Source organism: Kribbella swartbergensis, from assembly GCF_054784135.1.
Genome location: NZ_BAAGPM010000034.1, coordinates 265,885 through 282,685, shown reverse-complemented (window position 1 = coordinate 282,685; position 16,801 = coordinate 265,885). Strand labels below are relative to the sequence as shown.

The window sequence follows — 16,801 nt, the reverse complement described above, 5'->3', positions numbered from 1 at the left end:
TGTGGTTACTGTCGTCCGTATGACGACGCTGACAGCCCCCGGAGCCGGGTTCGTCGTGTTCTGGAGCAGCGGGTTCATCGGAGCGCGATGGGGGACGGAGTACACGAACGCGTTCGACCTGCTGGCCTGGCGGTTCATCGTCGCCGGCGGGCTGGCGGCCGTCATTCTGCTGGTACGACGGCCGGCCGTGACCCGTCGGGACTTGGCGACCCAGGTGTGGATGGCGATCCTCACTCAGTGCGTCTACCTCGGCCTGATCTTCACCGGCATCGATCACGGGATCTCGGCCGGGGTCACAGCCCTTATCGGCTCGCTCCAGCCGCTCCTGATCGCCACGGTCGCCGGACCGCTCCTCAACGAACCTGTCAGCCGACGCCAGTGGATCGGACTCGTCGTCGGCGTCGCCGGAGTCGGTCTGGTCGTGGCAGACGATCTGCACGGCTCCCTGTTGCTCTTCCTGTTGCCGTTCGGCGGTCTGCTCGGCCTCGTCGTCGGTACCTGCCTGGAGCGCCGCCGCAAGCCCAGCACCAGCTCACTCGACGCACTCTGTCTGCAGAGCCTCGTCTCGGCGGTGTTCTTCGTCGTACTGGCCGCATCGACAGATCAACTGTCTGTACCGAGCCAAGCAGGCTTCTACGGCGCAGTGCTGTGGCTGGTGCTGCTGGCGACTGGAGGCGGATGGGGCCTGTACCTGGTCAACCTGAAGCTGTCCGGCGCGACTCGCATCAGCAGCCTGCTCTACCTGGTGCCGCCGACCACGATGGTGTTCGCCTTCCTGTTGTTCCACGAGACGATCGGACCGCTCGCCATGGTCGGCATGCTGATCTGTGCGGTCGCGGTACTGCTGATCAGGTTGGACGAGCGCACGGGAGCGGTTCTGGCTACGCTGCGGGGATGGCGGAACCCCGGTGGCTGAACGAGCGAGAGCAGCAGGCGTGGCGCGCGTACATCGCGGCGCAGCGAGTCGTGAGCACCCGCATCGAGCAACAACTGCAGCGCGATGCAGGGATACCGCACACCTACTACGAGATCCTGGTCCGGCTGTCGGAGGCCCCTGAAGGCCGGCTGCGGATGAGTCAACTGGCGGTGGCCACCCAGGGCTCACGCAGCCGGCTCTCGCATGCGGTGAACCGGCTCGAGCAGGCAGGCTGGGTACGGCGTGAGGGCATCGAGTCCGACCGTCGCGGTCAGATGGCGATCATCACCGAGCAGGGCAAGCAGAAGCTGGTCGAGAGTGCCCCGGGTCATGTGGAGGAGGTCCGGAAGGCGATCTTCGACGCCCTCAGCGAGGACCAGGTCGAGGCCCTCTACGACATCTGCTCCACGCTTGCCCGGCACTCCGGCGACACGGTCGACCGAGCCGCCTGGGAGCGGCGCTGAGATGAAGCGCACAGCGGCAGCGGTCGTCCTGACAGCACTCGTGCTGACCGGCTGCAGCGACGCCGACGCGCCAACCGCCGGCCCCAGCACCGTGCCGTCGTCCTCGGTGCCCCGGCCGACAACAGCAACAGCCACACCGACACCGACCGAGACGCCGACGCCCACCCCCACTCCGACACCGACACCGACTCAGACCAGCTGCGTCGACCAGAAGCTGCAGTCCCTCACGCTGCGAGAGCAGGCCGCCCAGCTGATCATGACCGGTATCAGCGCCAACGGCATGACCTCGTCGCAGCGCTCCATCGTGCAGAAGCAGAAGCCCGGCGGGATCCTCCTGCTCGGCGACGGCGGCAGTCTCTCCCACACGCGTACGGCGACGGCCGCGGCCGGCAACGCCGCCACGGTCAAGGGCATCCGTCCCCTGATCGCCGCGGACCAGGAAGGCGGCCAGATTCAGCGCCTGGACGGCTCCGGGTTCGACCGGATCCCGGCGGCCACCGTGCAGGGCACCTGGTCCGGCTCGAAGCTCACCGCGGAAGCGGAGGGCTGGGGCGGCCAGCTCATGGAGGCCGGTGTCAACGTCGACCTCGCGCCGGTGGCGGACGTCGTACCGAACTCGCAGAAGTCCTCGAACGCTCCGATCGGCCGTCTCGACCGTGAGTACGGCAACACCCCTCAGGAGGTCGGCCCGCCCGTCCAGGCGTTCGTCAGGGGCATGCAGAAGGCCGGAGTGATCACCTCGGTCAAGCACTTCCCCGGACTCGGCCGAGTGCGCGGCAACACCGACTTCTCGTCCGGTGTGGTCGACAACGTCACCGTCCGCGGCGACGAGGACCTGAAGCCGTTCGCGGACGGGCTCGAGGCCGGCGCCGACATGGTGATGATCGCCACCGCCACCTACACCAGGATCGACCCGGAGAACCGGGCGGTCTTCTCGCCGACCGTCATCCAGGGCATGGTCCGCGGAGACCTGCAATGGAACGGCGTGGTGATCACCGACGACGTCGGGGCGGCCGCCGAGGTCGCGTCGGTCCCGGCGGGCCAGCGGGCGACCCGGTTCGTCGCGGCCGGCGGGGACATCGTCATCAATGCCCGGGCCGGGCTGACCGCCACCATGGTGAACGCCCTGGTCGCCAGGGCCGAGCAGGACAAGGCGTTCGCCGCGAAGCTGACGAGTAGCGTGAGGCGTGTGCTGACCCTCAAGGAGAGCCACGGCCTGGTGAGCTGCGGATGACCGACGAGCAGGAACCCGACTACCGCTTCACCCTGGCCAACGAGCGGACGTACCTGGCCTACCTGCGGACCTCGCTGGCCTGCTACGCCGGCGGCCTGTCCGCGGTGCAGTTCCTCGACCTCGGCCCGGACCGCTGGGCGGCCAAGGTGATCGGTGTGGTTCTGGTCAGTGCCGGAATCGTCACCACGGCAGCCGCTTTCCGCCGCTGGCAGTCGAACCTGACCGCGATGCGCAACGGCGGCAGCCTCCCGGTGACCCGGATCCCGTTGATGCTGGCGGCAACCATCGGAGTGGTCGGCCTGATCGGCCTGCTGGTCTCGTTGTGGCAATGAACGACCCCGGCCTGCAGCCGGAGCGGACGCTGCTCGCCTGGCGCCGGACGGCGCTCGGCCTGATCGCCAACGGCATCCTGCTGCTTGCCTCCGGCCACGGTACGTCGGACGTCCGCACCGGCCTCGGCATCGTCGTACTGGTCCTGTCGCTGGCCTGCTGGGCCGCGGTCAGTGCCGTCTACCGCCGTACCCAGGGCGCTCCCATCCATGCTCTCGGCCACGATCGGGTGGTCCGCGCGGCCTTCGCTCTGGTCCTGGTCGTGGGCCTGTTCGACCTGTACGCCGTCCTCACGCGGTGAGACCGATTGGTTACTCATCGGTCGTGTCCAGGCGTGGAGTTCACCGGAACGCGGTACTTTGACCAGGCGGATGCCGCGTCAACGGTCCGTTCCCCCTAGCATGTTCACGGTTTGTCCCTCGTTCATCCGGAGCTTGAAGTGCCGTTACGTCTGCGTCCGAACGACCCGACGTTCTACGACCTTTTCACCGAGTCCGCCAACCACCTCGTGGAAGGGGCCCGGATCCTGGCCGAGTTGCTCGGCAGTACGGCGGGAACCGGGCTGTCCTCCAGTCACCAGATCGCCGCCCAGATGAAGGACGCCGAGCACGCCGCGGACGAGACCACGCACTCGATCATCCGCCGGGTGAACTCGACGTTCGTCACGCCGTTCGACCGTGAGGACATCTACCGTCTGGCGTCCGACCTCGACGACGTGATGGACTTCATGGAGGAGGCGGTCGACGCGGTCCACCTGTTCTCCCTGGAGAAGCTGCCGGAGGAGATCGCCGAGCAGATCGAGGTGCTCCAGCGGGCCGCCCAGCTGACCGCGGAGACGATGCCGAGGCTGCGCACGATGAAGGACCTGGCGGAGTACTGGATCGAGATCAACCGGCTCGAGAACACCGGTGACGCGGTGTACCGGCGGCTGATCGCCAAGCTGTTCAGCGGCGAGTACGACGCGCTGACGGTGATGAAGGTGAAGACCGTGGTGGACCTGCTGGAGGCGGCGATCGACGCCTTCGAGCACGTCGCCAACACGGTCGAGCAGATCGCCGTCAAGGAGAGCTGAGCGTGGAGTTCGCGCTCGTCGTCGCGGTCGTCGTCATCGCGTTGACGTTCGACTACACCAACGGCTTCCACGACGCGGCCAACGCGATCGCGACCTCGGTCTCGACCCGCGCGCTGACCCCGCGGGTGGCGCTGCTGATGGCCGCGGTGATGAACTTCGTCGGTGCGCTCCTCGGCACCGAGGTGGCGGAGACGGTCGGCAAGGGCATCATCACCACGCCGTCCGGCCAGCACGGGCTGGTCATCGTGATCTCGGCCCTGATCGGCGCGATCACCTGGAACATGATCACCTGGTACTTCGGCCTGCCCAGTTCCTCGTCGCACGCGCTGATCGGCGGCCTGGTCGGCGCCGGGCTCGCCTCGGCCAGCACGGTGCTGTGGTCGGGGATCCTGGACAAGGTCGTCATCCCGATGATGCTGTCGCCGACGATCGGGTTCCTCGGCGCGTTCGTGCTGATGATCACGATCCTGTGGGTGTTTCGGCGGTTCCACCCCGGCCGGGTGACCCGCGGGTTCCGGCTGGCCCAGTCGCTGTCGGCCGCCGCGATGGCGCTCGGCCACGGTCTGCAGGACGCGCAGAAGACGATGGGCGTGATCTTCCTGGCCCTGCTCACCACCGGGCACGTGCAGGCGGGCGACGAGATCCCGTTGTGGGTGAAGCTGTCCGCCGCGACCGCGATCTCGCTCGGCACGTACTCCGGCGGCTGGCGGATCATGCGGACCCTGGGCCGCCGGATCATCCACCTGGACCCGGCCCGCGGCTTCGCCTCGGAGGCGGTCGCCGCGACCGTGCTCTACGTGATGGCGATCGGCCTGCACGCGCCGGTCTCGACCACCCACACGATCACCTCGGCGGTGATGGGCGCCGGCGCGACCAAGCGCCTGTCGGCCGTCCGCTGGGGCGTCGCCAGGGGCATCATCACCGCCTGGATCCTGACCATCCCGGCCGCCGGTGCGGTCGCCGCCGGCTGCTACGGCCTCGCCCACCTGATCCTGGAGTGAGCGTCGCTCAGCGGTTCCAGCGCCGTACGGACTTGGCCACGTCCTTGGGGCGGATGGAGCCGAGGTTGAGCTCCCAGGTGGCGGCCAGGCGGTCGCCGAGTGCGGTGAGGTCGAGGTAGGCCTGCGGACGGACGGCCACCACCCAGGTGGCCGCGGCCGCATGACCCTGCTGGAAGAGCAGGTGGTTCGCGGTCGCCTCGATCCTGCGACGCTGCTCGCCCTCGAGCCGGTCGGACGCCCAGTCCTGCAGGATCGCGGCGTCGTCCGCGGTCATCCGGGCCAGGTACGTCAGCGGTCCGCGCCAGAAGCCGCGGCTGCCGATGTTGTCCAGGCTCTCCAGCGGGAACCACCCGTTCTGGCAGCGCCGGCCGTTCACCGCCGACTCGACCTCGCGGGCCTGGGCCGGGTTCAGGCCGCGGACCGCCCAATCGAGGAAGTACGCGCCGACGTCGGGGATCTCCTCCGCGACATGCGGTGCCACGGTCAGCGTCCCCGGCTCGAAGAGATGCAACTCTTCGGATGATTCCAACACCACTTCCCCCGCCCACCTGAGTACGACGGCCGCGCACTCCACCGCGTGACCGCAACCGCAGGGACCCCCAGGTTCCTGCGCTGTCAACAGATGCTCTTCGTACCCTCGCGCCGATCCGGGGTCAAGATCTTGTCCGCGAGTCGGTTGCCGATTCAGGCAAGCGTTTACTTTCTCCGGGCGGCCCGGCGGGCCAGTTCCTCGCGGTCAAGGCGCTCGGCCTCCTCGGGGGTCGGCGCGCCGCCGCCGTACGACGCCGGCAGCCACCAGGCGCCGGCGGGCTGCTCGGGGTAGGCCCGGATGGTGCGGTCCAGCATGCCGGCCATCGTGGAGCGAAGGTGTGCGGTCGCCTCGGCCGGATCGTCCTCCGGCGTGACCGTGATCGGCTCGCCGACGGTGATCGCGATCGTGCGGTGCCGGGAGAGGTCCCGCGGATGGTCCTTGGTCAGCATCCGCTGCGTCCCCCACAGGATCATCGGGATCACCGGTACGGCGGCCGCCGCGGCCATCCGGACCGTGCCGGACTTGAACTCCTTCAACTCGAACGACCGGCTGATCGTGGCCTCCGGGAAGACGCCGACGACCTCACCCGCGTTCAGGTACTCGAGCGCCCGCCGGTACGACGCCGTACCCGCCGAACGGTCCACCGGGATGTGGTGCATACCGCGCATCAGCGGACCGGAGTACCGGTTGCGGAACAGCACCTCCTTGGCCATGAACCGGACCAGGCGCTTGCTCGGCAGCGCCCCGAACCCGCCGAGCACGAAGTCGACGTACGAGATGTGGTTCAGCGCGATCACCGCGCCACCGGTGCGCGGCACGTTCTCCGTCCCGGTCAACTGGAACTTCAGGTCCAGCACCTTGAACGCTGTTTTGGCGATGCCGATCACCGGCGGGTACACGAGGTCTCGCATCCCCCGACGCTACCGGTTACCCGCCCACCGCGGACGTGACGCGCCCCACGGAATCCGGTATGCAGATCTTCGTTAGGGTGGTTCGCGACAACTGGAGATCGCGGGAGCTCGCACCGTAGCGGGCTGAGAGGGCGGCTGGACTGCGCACCCCTGGACCCACCGGCAGCTGCGCCGGGGACAGCCAGGCTGGGCGAACCGGCGCCGCCGACCGCCGAACCTGTCCGGGTAATTCCGGCGTAGGGAGCAGCATCGTGACATCCATCGGAAGCAGTGCCCCAGCTCGGGTCCGTCCGTCTGTCACCACCGGCCCGATCTCCGGGTCGGAGAAGATCTACCGCGGCGAGCTGAGAGTCCCGGCTCGCCGCGTCCACCTCTCCAACGGCGAACACTTCGACCTGTACGACACCTCCGGCCCGTACACCGACGCGTCCGCGACCATCGACGTACAGGCCGGTCTGCCGGCGTTGCGCCGGGACTGGATCGCCGGGCGTGAACCGCTCACCCAGCTCGCGCACGCGCGGGCCGGGACGATCACCGAGGAGATGAGGTACGTCGCCGTCCGCGAGGGCGTCGAGCCCGAGTTCGTCCGGGACGAGGTGGCGCGCGGCCGGGCGGTGATCCCGGCGAACCGGCGGCATCCGGAGTCCGAGCCGATGATCATCGGGAAGAAGTTCCTGGTGAAGGTGAACGCGAACATCGGCAACTCCGCCGTCACCAGCTCGATCGAGGAGGAGGTCGAGAAGCTCGTCTGGGCGACCAGGTGGGGCGCGGACACGGTGATGGACCTGTCCACCGGCAGGAACATCCACGAGACGCGCGAGTGGATCCTGCGGAACTCACCGGTGCCGATCGGGACGGTTCCGCTGTACCAGGCGCTCGAGAAGGTGAAGGGCGACCCGGCCGCGCTGTCGTGGGAGGTGTACCGCGACACGGTCATCGAGCAGTGCGAGCAGGGCGTGGACTACATGACCGTGCACGCCGGCGTCCTGCTGCGGTACATCCCGCTGACCGCGCGGCGGATCACCGGGATCGTGTCACGCGGCGGGTCGATCATGGCCGCCTGGTGCCTGGCGCATCACCAGGAGTCCTTCCTGTACACGCATTTCGCCGAGCTGTGCGAGATCCTGCGCGCGTACGACGTGACGTTCTCGCTCGGCGACGGGTTGCGGCCGGGGTGTATCGCGGACGCCAACGACGCGGCCCAGTTCGCCGAACTGCGGACCCTCGGCGAGCTGACGCGGGTGGCCTGGGAGCACGACGTCCAGGTGATGATCGAGGGACCGGGCCACGTGCCGATGCACAAGATCGCCGAGAACGTGCGGCTCGAGGAGGAGCTGTGCGGTGAGGCGCCGTTCTACACATTGGGGCCGTTGGCAACGGATGTGGCGCCGGCCTACGACCACATCACCAGCGCGATCGGCGCGGCCCAGATCGGCTGGCTGGGTACGGCGATGCTCTGCTACGTCACGCCGAAGGAACACCTCGGCCTGCCGGACCGCGACGACGTGAAGACCGGGGTGATCACCTACAAGATCGCCGCCCACGCGGCCGATCTGGCCAAGGGGCACCCGGGTGCGCAGGCCTGGGACGACACGTTGTCCAAGGCAAGGTTCGAGTTCCGTTGGGAGGACCAGTTCAACCTCTCGCTGGACCCGGACACCGCGCGCTCGTTCCACGACGAGACGCTGCCCGCCGAGCCGGCCAAGACCGCGCACTTCTGCTCGATGTGCGGCCCGAAGTTCTGCTCGATGCGGATCACCGCCGACATCCGCGCGTACGCCGAGGAGAAGGGCCTGACCTCGGCCGAGGCGATCGAGGCCGGCCTCGCCGAGATGTCGGAGACGTTCAAGTCGCACGACAAGAAGCTGTACCTGCCACTGGCCGAGTGAGTTGCGGATCGCCGGGCCGTCACTTCTGGTCGGCGCCCGCCTGGGCAACCCCAGGCCCGCGGTAGTGATGGCCTGGCGGTCCGTTGCCGTGTTGACGCGGAGTGAAGTCCTGGGGCGAGTCGAGATGCCGAGGGACCCGGATCCAGCGGAGAATTGGGGGATCGGCGGGCCTGCGGGGCGGTCACTGCGAGTGATTGGGTGAACCGATTCAGGTTTTTTCCTTCACTCTACGTGAATAAGACTGTAGCCTTAACCCCGTTGGGAAGGAGGTGCAGGGCGGTGGTCTTCGTTCTCACGGTAGATCAACGGGGCAGCCGAAGCATGACCGATCTCGTACCCGAGCTACTGAACATGCTGAACCGCCGGCCGCGGCGGACCGGGCTGCTGCGGAGGTTCGAGCGGACGGCGGGTGACGAGGTGCAGGGCGTGCTCTCCGAGGCTCGCGCCACCATCGACGTGATCGTCGAGTTGCTTCGCTCGGACACGTGGTACATCGGGCTCGGCATCGGCGAGGTCGCCCAGCCCCTGCCCCGCAGTACCAGGGCAGGCAGCGGCGAGGCGTTCGTGAACGCGCGGGAGGCGGTGAACCGGGCGAAATCGAGTCCGCACCACATCAACGTGGTCGGTTCCGATGCCCACGTCGCCGAGCAGGTGGAGACCGTGCTGTGGCTGATGGCGTCGGTGCTGCGGCGTCGTAGCGATCGCGGCTGGGCAGTGGCCGACCTGCTGGCCGAAGGACTCACCAGGCGGGAGATCGGCGTGAAGCTGGGGATCAGTCAGTCGGCGGTAACGCAACGGGCCCAGGCGGCCGGCTTCGCCGAGGAACAACGTGGAAGGGTGCTGGCAGCCGAGTTGCTGGGCGCCGGGGCCGCGGCGTGACGGCACTGGTCCTGGCATTGACCGCGGCCGGCCTGATCCTCGCCGTACTGGCATGGGCACCGAAGGCCGGCTCCGCAGTGCAAATCGTGATCAGCGGGGTGATGCTCGCCTTCCTGCTCGCGGCCGGACTCCTGCTGCTGGCAGGCGACGGTGTGGTCGGCTGGCGGGAGCGCTGGTGGAACGTGCTGCTCCTGCTGGCCGGGGGCCTCGCCGTCACCGGTGGCGGCCCGCTGACGACGTCGGTGCTCGCTCTGGTCGACCGGGGCAACACCAGAGCCCAGTCGACGCAGAAAGCCGGTGAGGTACTGCGTGGCGGCGCGCTGATCGGTGCGCTCGAGCGTGGCGCCATCTATGCCGCTCTGGTGGCGGGCTGGCCTGAGGGCCTGGCCATCGTGCTGGCGATCAAGGGGCTGGCCCGCTACCCCGAGCTGCGCAGCCCCGACCAGCCGGCTTCCGTCACCCCTCAGGCCGTCGCCGAACGGTTCATCATCGGGACCTTCACCAGCGTCCTGTGGTCCGTCGCCTGCGCAGGCTTCCTGCTGTCGCGCTAGTCGGCTCTGATCACGTAGGTCGACAGGATCTTGTCGTGCCAGGTCTGCTTCTGGTCGTCCCACAACGGCCACAGCAGGTTCAGGAAGCAGGCGTTGTTGAAGATCCAGGCCAGGAACTCACGGAGGAACGCCTTGCCTGCACCCACCGGCTGGTAGGTCTGGGAGTCGACCAGGCGCAGGTGCAGCGCGCTCTTGCCGACGCTCTGGCCGGTCCTGCCCTGGCGGAAGACCCGGTTCCACAGGGTCACCCCGAGACTGACGACCAGGCTGGCCACGAACACGAGGATCGCGTACGTCTGCGGCTCGTCGTCGGGATAGGGGTTGTCGGCGCGCGACGCGATGTTCGCGATCAGGACGCCGTACCCGATCAGGACCGGGAGCCCGCTGAGCAGGCCGTCGAGGAGGTAGGCACCGACGCGCGGACCCCAGCCGGCCAGCGGCGCCTGCGGGACGCCGTACCCGTAACCGTACTGCGGCTGACCGTGCGGTGGCCCGTAGGGATTCTGGCCGTAGGGGTTGTAGCCCTGCTGCTGTGGATGGCCGGGCTGCCCGTACTGCGGTTGCCCGTACCGGGGCTGCCCGTACGGCGGCTGCTGCCCGTACGGCGGCCGGTCCTGTGGGGGTGGTGTCGGTGTACTCACATCGATTCCATCTCTTGGAGCTCTGCCTCAGAGGCGGATGACCACGTCGTTGACGACCTTGTCGTGCCAGGTCTGCTGCTTCGCGTCCCACAGCGGCCAGAGCACGTTGAGAAAACAGATGTAGTTGAACACAACCGCGCAGAACTCGCGGCCGAAGGTGGAGCCCATGCCGATCAGCTGCCCGGTCTCCGCGTGCACGACCTTCAGCCCCGTGACCTTCTTGCCGAACGACTGACCTGTCCGGCCTTGCTGGATCACCCGGTTCAGGAACCCGACCACGAACACGCCGAGATAGCCGAGGGTGAAGGCCGTCGCACTGCCGCCGGTGGTCCGGCCGGCGTTGTTGGCGTCGAGAACAGCCGCGACGGTGACGCCGATCAGCATCGGGATGACCTGCAGCACGGTGTCCAGGATCGAGGCGCCGACCCGGATCGGCCAGCCGGCCAGCTGCCCGGGCGGCGCGTAGCCGAAGCCGTAGCCGGGACCGGATCCGCCTGGTCCGTACGGGTTGTACCCCTGCGGGGAGACCTGACCGCCGGGCTGACCGGGTGGGGACGGCTGCTGGGCGCCGTACCCCGGCTGTCCCGGTGGGAACGGGCCAGGCCGGTTCTGCTCGCCGTACGGAGGGGTGCTCACCTGTCAGGTCCTTTCTGGCGTGCCGGATCCGCCTGGACGAGTATCGCGGACGGGCCCGGAAAGCCGGACGCCGCGGCCTCAACAGGCCACGGCGTCCGGTGCGGCGCGGTTCGACGTCAGAGCTTGACGACGTAGGTGTTGTTGATCTTGTCCGCGAACGTCTGCTTCTTCTCGTCCCACAGCGGCCACAGGTAGCCGATGTAGCACGGCAGGCCGTCCAGGATGTGAGTGATGTCGCGCACGAAGGCCTTGAGGCCTCCGACGGGCTGTCCGGTGTCCGCGCCGACCAGCTTGAGGCCGAGGGCCTTCTTGCCCCAGCTCTGGCCGGTCTGCCCCTGCTGGATCCAGCGGTTGTAGATCCACACGCCCAGGGCGACGAGCAGGAAGACCAACCCGACGACGAGGAGGGCCGTGTTCTCGTCGTTGCGGGTCAGGATGTTGCCGATGAGGCCCGGAACGGCGTAGATGAGCAGGTCGATCAGCATGGCGCCGAAACGGACCGGCCAGGTGGCCAGGTTGCCGGGGGTCCCGCCGCCGAAGCCCTGCTGGCCGTACGGCTGCGGGTAACCCGGCTGGCCGTACTGGCCCGGCTGCTGCCCGTACTGACCGGGCTGCTGGGCCTGCAGCTGTCCGTACTGGCCGGGCTGCTGCCCGTACTGACCCGGCTGCTGCCCTGGCTGTCCGTACTGGCCTGGCTGGCCGTACTGACCCTGCTGCTGCGGATCCTGCGGACCGTAACCCGGCGGTGGCGTCGGATTGCTCACGACGATCCCTTCTACTGATTGCTGTTGAGGAGTGACTTGCAGGCTAATGGTCGGACGGCTCAGCTCCGGCTACGGATCCCACGTGATGAGAGTTACCGTTGTCCGGTGAGCCTTTCGCTGAACGTCGTACTGCGGCCGACCGGTCCGGTGCAGCCTGTGGACAGACGGGTCCTCGGCCTGGCCGCGGTGGGCGCCGGCGGGTTCGGCCTCGCGGCCGTCTACGAGCTGTCCGGCGGGCGGATCGGAATTCCTTGCCTCCTGCACGCAACCACCGGCCTGGACTGCCCGCTGTGCGGCTCGACCAGGATGGCGGCCGCCTTGCTCCATGGCGATCTGGACGCGGCCTGGCACTTCAACGCAGTGGTGCTGGTGCTCGGCCCGCTGATCGGTGTTGCCGTCGGCTACCAACTGCTCGCCTGGACGCTCGAGTCCCTCCGCCTGGTCCGGCTGCCCCGGCTGACCATGAGCCAGCGCACGGTCGACTGGCTGGTCAAGTCCCTGATCGCCCTGCTCGTGGTGTACGGCGTCGCACGCAACCTGATCTGAATCAGTAGTTGACCAGCCCGGACGCGAAGGACGCGATCCAGAGGACGAGCGAAACGATACCGCCGATCCAGGCGACCTTGGCGAGGGTGTCCGGCTGGCCCTGCTCCCGGTACTTGCTCTGGGCAATCAGGCCGAGCACGATCGACACACCGCCGCAGCAGAACCAGAACACGATGCCGATGATGGAGAGCACCATCGGGGTGTTGTTCTGCTGGGGCGCGCTGCCGTAGCCGTAGCCCGGCTGGCCCGGGTACTGACCGTATCCGCCGGGCTGTTGTCCGTAGGGAGGCTGTTGCCCGTAGCCCGGCTGCTGTTGCCCGTACTGACCAGGCTGTTGCCCGTACTGACCAGGCTGGCCTGGGTAAGCGCCTGGCTGCTGACCGTACTGTCCGGGCTGCTGGCCATAGCCGGGCTGCTGACCGTACTGTCCGGGCTGGCCGTAGGCGCCGGGCTGGCCGTACTGGCCTGGCTGCTGTTGACCGTAACCGGGCTGCTGTCCGTACTGACCCGGCTGCTGCTGTCCGTACTGACTTGGCCGGTCGTCGTCGGAGCCTTCGCCGTACTGGCTCGGCTGGTCCGGCTGGTCGCCGTACGGGCTCTGCTGTTCTCCCTGGGTCTCGTCAGGGGTGTCCTGCGGCCTGTTCGGGTCGTCCCGGTCGTCACGGTCGTCGCCGGGAGGCGTCGGAGTGCTCACCGCGGTCCCTTCTGAGAACGTCGAGGAATCATCGCAGATTATCTTTTCCACAGGTGTCCGGTCACGCGCCCACACCGGGTCCCTGCAACACCTACAGTTGGCCGGGTGACTCAACCCTCCGAACCTCCGCCGTCTGAACACCTCCCGGTTCAGTACGAGCCGCCCGCGCCGACGTTCGAGGCAGCGCCCCAGGCACATCCCGGACCCCAGTACGGGCCGCAGTACGGATCGCAGTACGGGCCGCCTCCAGGGCCGTACCAGCCGCCGGTCGGCGGGCCGTACCAGCCGGCGCAATCGCTGCCCCTGCAGGCGTTGCCGACGGGTCCGGTGCTGGTGACCGTCGGCGACATCTCGGTCGAGCAGTTCCGGATCGTCACACCGGCCGGCGTGATGCCGACCCAGGGCACGAACTGGTCGGCGATGGACATGTCGCGGACCGAGGAGAAGATCCCCGCCTGGGCGATCATCCTGGCCATCGTGTTCGCGCTTGCCTGCCTGCTCGGCCTGCTCTTCCTGCTCTGCAAGGAGCGCAGGACCACCGGCTTCGTCCAGGTCACCGTGCAGAACGGCAACCGCACCCACAACACCCACATCGGGGTCAGCTCACCGCGAGACGTCGCCGACACGCTTGCCCGGGTCAACTTCGCCCGGACCCTGTGCGTCTGACCGCTGCGACCACGCGATGCGGCCGCCGCAAGCCGTGAGCTCGCGGCGGCCGACGAGGAACCGATCGCGGTACGGCGAACGCCCGCGACGTACGGCGGATCAGCCGAAGCGGCCGGTGATGTAGTCCTCGGTGGCCTTCTCGTTCGGGTTCGAGAAGATCTGCTTGGTAGGGCCCATCTCGATCAGCCGGCCGGGCTTGCCGGTCGCGGCCAGGTTGAAGAACGCGGTCTGGTCCGACACCCGGGCCGCCTGCTGCATGTTGTGCGTGACGATCACCACGGTGAACCGGTCCTTGAGCTTCTCGATCAGGTCCTCGATCGCCAGCGTGGAGATCGGGTCCAGCGCCGAGCACGGCTCGTCCATCAGGATCACCTCCGGCTCGACCGCGATCGCCCGGGCGATGCACAGCCGCTGCTGCTGACCACCCGACAGACCCGCGCCCGGCTTGTCCAGCCGGTCCTTCACCTCGTTCCACAGGTTGGCGCTCTTGAGCGACTGCTCGACCACCTCGGCGAGCCGCTTGCGGTCCTTGACGCCGTTCAGCTTCAGCCCGGACGCGACGTTGTCGAAGATCGACATGGTCGGGAACGGGTTCGGCCGCTGGAACACCATGCCGACCACCCGGCGGACCGCGACCGGGTCGATCCCCGGCGCGTACAGGTCCTGGTCGTCGAGCACGACCTTGCCCTCCACCCGGGCCCCGGGGATCACCTCGTGCATCCGGTTCAGGGTGCGCAGGTAGGTGGACTTGCCGCAGCCGGACGGGCCGATGAACGCGGTGACCGAGCGGGGCTCGATCGTCATCGACACATCCTCGACCGCCTTGAAGTCGCCGTAGTAGACGTTGAGGCCACTGACCTCGATGCGCTTCGCCATATCGACTCAGAACCTCTCGTGACTATTTCGACTTGATCGTGTTGAACCGGGCGAACAGCCGGGCCAGCAGGTTGAGGGCGAGGACCAGCAGGATCAGGGTGAGCGCGGCCGCCCAGACCCGGTCCGCGGCCGGCTCGAGTGCCAGCTCGGTCCGGTCCTGGTTGATCATCGTCGGCAGCGCACCCATGAACCCGTCGAACGGGTTCAGGTTGATGTTCTTGGAGTAGCCGACCAGGATCAGCAGCGGCGCGGTCTCACCCATCACCCGGGCCAGGCCGAGCATCACACCGGTGACGATGCCGCCGAACGCGGTCGGCACGACCACCTTCAGGATCGTCTTCCACTTCGGCACCCCGAGCGCGTACGACGCCTCGCGCAGCTCGTCCGGTACCAGCTTGAGCATCTCCTCGGTGGAGCGCAGGACGACCGGAAGCATCAGCAGCACCAGCGACAGCGAGACGGCGAACCCGACCCGGTTGAAGCCGAACACCGTGATCCAGACCGCGTAGACGAACAGCGCGGCGACGATCGACGGCACGCCGGTGAGGATGTCGATCATGAAGCTGACCGCGCGGGCGGCCTTGGTGCCCTTGCCGTACTCGACCAGGTAGATCGCGCCGAGCACGGCGATCGGGACCGCGATCACGGCCGTGATCAGGCCCATGATCAGGGTGCCCATGATCGCGTGGTAGGCACCGCCGCCCTCGCGCCGGACGGTGACGCCGCGCTGTGACTGGCTCCACCAGTTCGCGTCGAGCAGCAGGCTGTAGCCCTTGCTGATGACGGTCCACAGGATCCACACCAGCGGGATCAGCGCGACCACGAAGGCCAGCGTGATCAGCACGGTGGCCAGCGTGTTCTTGAAGGCGCGGGTGCCCGACTTCCCGGTCAGATCCAGCGTCTGGCCGTCGTACGTCGGCTTGTTCTCGGCCAGCGTGGTCATGCTGCGGCTCCTTCGGTGGCGCGGCGGTTGCGGCGGGGGCGCCGGGTGCCGGGAGCGCTGCGGGCCACGATGATCCGGGCCGCGGAGTTGACCAGGAAGGTGACCACGAACAGCACCAGGCCGGCCGCGATGTAGGCGCCGGTCTTCTCCGGCGAGTCGAACTCGGCGGCGTTGTTGGCGATCTTCGACGCGAACGTCTCGCCGCCGGCGAAGATCGACGAGTCCCACGGGTCGTTCGCGTTCGGCACCGACAAGATGATCAGCACCGCGACCGTCTCGCCGAGCGCGCGGCCGAGGCCGAGCATCGAGGCACTCACCACTCCGGAGCGCCCGTACGGCAGCACCGCCACCCGGATCATCTCCCACCGGGTCGCGCCGAGCGCCAGCGCGCCCTCGCGGTGCGAGATCGGGGTCTGCTGGAAGATCTCCCGGCTGATCGCGGTGATCACCGGCAGGATCATGATCGCCAGCACCACCGAGGCGGTGAACACCACCCCGACGTTGTCGCCCGGCGGCTTCTCGAACACCGGGATCCAGCCGAGCCCGGCGGCCAGCCCGTCCATCACCGGCCGCAGGATCGGCGCGAAGAACAGGATGCCCCACAGCCCGTAGATGATCGACGGTACGGCGGCCAGCAGGTCGACCGCGTGGGCGACCGGGGTGGCCAGCCGCCGCGGGGCGTAGTACGTGATGAACAACGCCACGCCGACCGCGATCGGGACCGCGATCAGCATCGCGATGATCGAGCTGACCACGGTCGTGTAGAAGAGTCCGGCGATACCGAACCGGGGCTGTTCGCCGCCGGGCTCCCAGATCCGGGAGAACAGGAAGCTGCTCTCGTTGTCGGCCAGCGCCGGGATCGCCAGCGCCAGCAGGAAGATGCCGACGAACGCGACGATCGCGATGACCAGGCCGCCGGAGCCGTGGGCGAGACCGGAGAACAGCCGGTCGCCGAGGTGACCGACCGGGCCGAGCTCGAGCTTCGGTCCGGTCTGCTCCGGGGGCCGGGCGGGCTGGTGCCCGGCGTGCTTCTCGGCCAGTCCCTCGAAGTGCGGGGTCGGCCCGGCGGGTTCGCCGATCACCAGATCCTCGATCTGGGGTTCGGGCTGCGCGGCCTGGTGGTCCGGCGCGGGTTCGCCGGCCGGCCGGTCGGGCGGTGCCGTGCCGTCTGGACTACTCATCGATGGTGCTCCAAGCGCCTGGTGTCGTGGCTTCAGGTCACGAGGCGAGCCCCGGCCGTCCATCGCGGGATGGGA

22 protein-coding genes are annotated in these 16,801 nt (G+C 68.4%); 13 read left to right on the top strand and 9 right to left on the bottom strand.

Annotation, left to right across the window (positions count from 1 at the left end; genetic code table 11):
* Window positions 1–19 precede the first annotated feature (19 nt).
* The 7 genes from ACYVOK_RS30490 (at window position 20) to ACYVOK_RS30460 (ending at window position 5,017) form a co-directional block, all read left to right on the top strand.
* Entirely contained in the window at window positions 20–916 is an 897-nt protein-coding gene (locus ACYVOK_RS30490) for a DMT family transporter (RefSeq protein ID WP_460666026.1), read from the top strand.
* On the top strand, window positions 895–1,380 hold the full coding sequence (locus ACYVOK_RS30485) for a MarR family winged helix-turn-helix transcriptional regulator (protein WP_460666025.1): 486 nt from the start codon (window positions 895–897) through the stop codon (window positions 1,378–1,380). The genes ACYVOK_RS30490 and ACYVOK_RS30485 overlap by 22 nt, the downstream gene beginning before the upstream one ends.
* A 1-nt stretch (window position 1,381) precedes the next feature.
* Complete coding sequence (locus tag ACYVOK_RS30480) at window positions 1,382–2,614, top strand: glycoside hydrolase family 3 N-terminal domain-containing protein (RefSeq protein WP_460666024.1); 1,233 nt, start codon at window positions 1,382–1,384, stop codon at window positions 2,612–2,614.
* Window positions 2,611–2,946 (top strand): YidH family protein, encoded by a 336-nt coding sequence (locus ACYVOK_RS30475; RefSeq protein ID WP_460666023.1) that lies wholly within the window; start codon window positions 2,611–2,613, stop codon window positions 2,944–2,946. Before ACYVOK_RS30480 ends, ACYVOK_RS30475 begins: the two co-directional genes overlap by 4 nt.
* Window positions 2,943–3,245, top strand: coding sequence for a DUF202 domain-containing protein (locus tag ACYVOK_RS30470; RefSeq protein ID WP_460666022.1), 303 nt, complete (start codon window positions 2,943–2,945; stop codon window positions 3,243–3,245). Before ACYVOK_RS30475 ends, ACYVOK_RS30470 begins: the two co-directional genes overlap by 4 nt.
* Window positions 3,246–3,383: 138 nt before the next feature.
* On the top strand, window positions 3,384–4,016 hold the full coding sequence (locus ACYVOK_RS30465; protein WP_460666021.1) for a DUF47 domain-containing protein: 633 nt from the start codon (window positions 3,384–3,386) through the stop codon (window positions 4,014–4,016).
* Window positions 4,017–4,018: 2 nt separating this feature from the next.
* Window positions 4,019–5,017 (top strand): inorganic phosphate transporter, encoded by a 999-nt coding sequence (locus ACYVOK_RS30460; protein WP_460666020.1) that lies wholly within the window; start codon window positions 4,019–4,021, stop codon window positions 5,015–5,017.
* 7 nt (window positions 5,018–5,024) lie between these two features.
* Here ACYVOK_RS30460 and ACYVOK_RS30455 read toward each other — a convergent pair whose 3' ends face one another.
* On the bottom strand, window positions 5,025–5,549 hold the full coding sequence (locus ACYVOK_RS30455; RefSeq protein WP_460666347.1) for a hypothetical protein: 525 nt from the start codon (window positions 5,547–5,549) through the stop codon (window positions 5,025–5,027).
* A gap of 164 nt (window positions 5,550–5,713) precedes the next feature.
* A complete protein-coding gene (locus tag ACYVOK_RS30450) occupies window positions 5,714–6,460 on the bottom strand; it encodes a lysophospholipid acyltransferase family protein (protein ID WP_460666019.1) in 747 nt (248 codons plus the stop codon).
* A gap of 251 nt (window positions 6,461–6,711) precedes the next feature.
* Between ACYVOK_RS30450 and thiC the strand changes: the two genes are divergently transcribed.
* The 3 genes from thiC (at window position 6,712) to ACYVOK_RS30435 (ending at window position 9,779) form a co-directional block, all read left to right on the top strand.
* Complete coding sequence (thiC, locus tag ACYVOK_RS30445; RefSeq protein ID WP_460666018.1) at window positions 6,712–8,349, top strand: phosphomethylpyrimidine synthase ThiC; 1,638 nt, start codon at window positions 6,712–6,714, stop codon at window positions 8,347–8,349.
* A 321-nt stretch (window positions 8,350–8,670) separates the two neighbouring features.
* A complete protein-coding gene (locus ACYVOK_RS30440) occupies window positions 8,671–9,228 on the top strand; it encodes a transposase (RefSeq protein WP_460666017.1) in 558 nt (185 codons plus the stop codon).
* Window positions 9,225–9,779 (top strand): hypothetical protein, encoded by a 555-nt coding sequence (locus ACYVOK_RS30435; RefSeq protein ID WP_460666016.1) that lies wholly within the window; start codon window positions 9,225–9,227, stop codon window positions 9,777–9,779. The genes ACYVOK_RS30440 and ACYVOK_RS30435 overlap by 4 nt, the downstream gene beginning before the upstream one ends.
* Here ACYVOK_RS30435 and ACYVOK_RS30430 read toward each other — a convergent pair.
* From ACYVOK_RS30430 to ACYVOK_RS30420, 3 genes are all read right to left on the bottom strand, one after another.
* Window positions 9,776–10,420 (bottom strand): RDD family protein, encoded by a 645-nt coding sequence (locus ACYVOK_RS30430; protein WP_460666015.1) that lies wholly within the window; start codon window positions 10,418–10,420, stop codon window positions 9,776–9,778. The genes ACYVOK_RS30435 and ACYVOK_RS30430 overlap by 4 nt on opposite strands.
* A 27-nt stretch (window positions 10,421–10,447) precedes the next feature.
* Entirely contained in the window at window positions 10,448–11,056 is a 609-nt protein-coding gene (locus ACYVOK_RS30425) for an RDD family protein (protein ID WP_460666014.1), read from the bottom strand.
* Window positions 11,057–11,172: 116 nt separating this feature from the next.
* A complete protein-coding gene (locus ACYVOK_RS30420; protein ID WP_460666013.1) occupies window positions 11,173–11,820 on the bottom strand; it encodes an RDD family protein in 648 nt (215 codons plus the stop codon).
* Window positions 11,821–11,925: 105 nt separating this feature from the next.
* On the opposite strand from ACYVOK_RS30420, the gene ACYVOK_RS30415 reads away from it, so the two are divergent.
* The gene (locus ACYVOK_RS30415; protein WP_460666012.1) at window positions 11,926–12,366 is read left to right on the top strand and encodes a DUF2752 domain-containing protein; all 441 of its coding nucleotides are present in this window, start codon (window positions 11,926–11,928) and stop codon (window positions 12,364–12,366) included.
* 1 nt (window position 12,367) lies between these two features.
* Here ACYVOK_RS30415 and ACYVOK_RS30410 read toward each other — a convergent pair whose 3' ends face one another.
* Complete coding sequence (locus tag ACYVOK_RS30410) at window positions 12,368–12,562, bottom strand: hypothetical protein (protein ID WP_460666011.1); 195 nt, start codon at window positions 12,560–12,562, stop codon at window positions 12,368–12,370.
* Window positions 12,563–12,658: 96 nt separating this feature from the next.
* Between ACYVOK_RS30410 and ACYVOK_RS30405 the strand changes: the two genes are divergently transcribed.
* Window positions 12,659–13,075 (top strand): hypothetical protein, encoded by a 417-nt coding sequence (locus ACYVOK_RS30405; protein WP_460666010.1) that lies wholly within the window; start codon window positions 12,659–12,661, stop codon window positions 13,073–13,075.
* 90 nt (window positions 13,076–13,165) lie between these two features.
* The gene (locus ACYVOK_RS30400; protein WP_460666009.1) at window positions 13,166–13,726 is read left to right on the top strand and encodes a hypothetical protein; all 561 of its coding nucleotides are present in this window, start codon (window positions 13,166–13,168) and stop codon (window positions 13,724–13,726) included.
* Window positions 13,727–13,825: 99 nt separating this feature from the next.
* On the opposite strand, the gene pstB is transcribed toward ACYVOK_RS30400, so the two are convergent.
* Genes pstB through pstC form a run of 3 tightly spaced genes read right to left on the bottom strand, consistent with a single transcriptional unit; the run spans window position 13,826 to window position 16,726 of the window.
* On the bottom strand, window positions 13,826–14,602 hold the full coding sequence (gene pstB / locus ACYVOK_RS30395) for a phosphate ABC transporter ATP-binding protein PstB (RefSeq protein WP_460666008.1): 777 nt from the start codon (window positions 14,600–14,602) through the stop codon (window positions 13,826–13,828).
* A 22-nt stretch (window positions 14,603–14,624) separates the two neighbouring features.
* Window positions 14,625–15,545 (bottom strand): phosphate ABC transporter permease PstA, encoded by a 921-nt coding sequence (gene pstA, locus ACYVOK_RS30390; protein WP_460666007.1) that lies wholly within the window; start codon window positions 15,543–15,545, stop codon window positions 14,625–14,627.
* Window positions 15,542–16,726, bottom strand: a complete 1,185-nt coding sequence (gene pstC, locus ACYVOK_RS30385) for a phosphate ABC transporter permease subunit PstC (protein ID WP_460666006.1) — start codon at window positions 16,724–16,726, stop codon at window positions 15,542–15,544. Before pstC ends, pstA begins: the two co-directional genes overlap by 4 nt.
* Window positions 16,727–16,801: the final 75 nt, after the last annotated feature.

Bases quoted from the DNA above. Each gene is read 5' to 3' on its own strand.
- ACYVOK_RS30440 (WP_460666017.1), top strand. From the start codon at position 8,671: ATGACCGATCTCGTACCCGAGCTACTGAACATGCTGAACCGCCGGCCG.
- ACYVOK_RS30470 (WP_460666022.1), top strand. From the start codon at position 2,943: ATGAACGACCCCGGCCTGCAGCCGGAGCGGACGCTGCTCGCCTGGCGC.
- ACYVOK_RS30475 (WP_460666023.1), top strand. From the start codon at position 2,611: ATGACCGACGAGCAGGAACCCGACTACCGCTTCACCCTGGCCAACGAG.
- pstA (WP_460666007.1), bottom strand. From the start codon at position 15,545: ATGACCACGCTGGCCGAGAACAAGCCGACGTACGACGGCCAGACGCTG.
- ACYVOK_RS30480 (WP_460666024.1), top strand. From the start codon at position 1,382: ATGAAGCGCACAGCGGCAGCGGTCGTCCTGACAGCACTCGTGCTGACC.
- ACYVOK_RS30490 (WP_460666026.1), top strand. From the start codon at position 20: ATGACGACGCTGACAGCCCCCGGAGCCGGGTTCGTCGTGTTCTGGAGC.
- pstC (WP_460666006.1), bottom strand. From the start codon at position 16,726: ATGAGTAGTCCAGACGGCACGGCACCGCCCGACCGGCCGGCCGGCGAA.
- pstB (WP_460666008.1), bottom strand. From the start codon at position 14,602: ATGGCGAAGCGCATCGAGGTCAGTGGCCTCAACGTCTACTACGGCGAC.
- ACYVOK_RS30485 (WP_460666025.1), top strand. From the start codon at position 895: ATGGCGGAACCCCGGTGGCTGAACGAGCGAGAGCAGCAGGCGTGGCGC.
- ACYVOK_RS30450 (WP_460666019.1), bottom strand. From the start codon at position 6,460: ATGCGAGACCTCGTGTACCCGCCGGTGATCGGCATCGCCAAAACAGCG.
- ACYVOK_RS30410 (WP_460666011.1), bottom strand. From the start codon at position 12,562: ATGGTGCTCTCCATCATCGGCATCGTGTTCTGGTTCTGCTGCGGCGGT.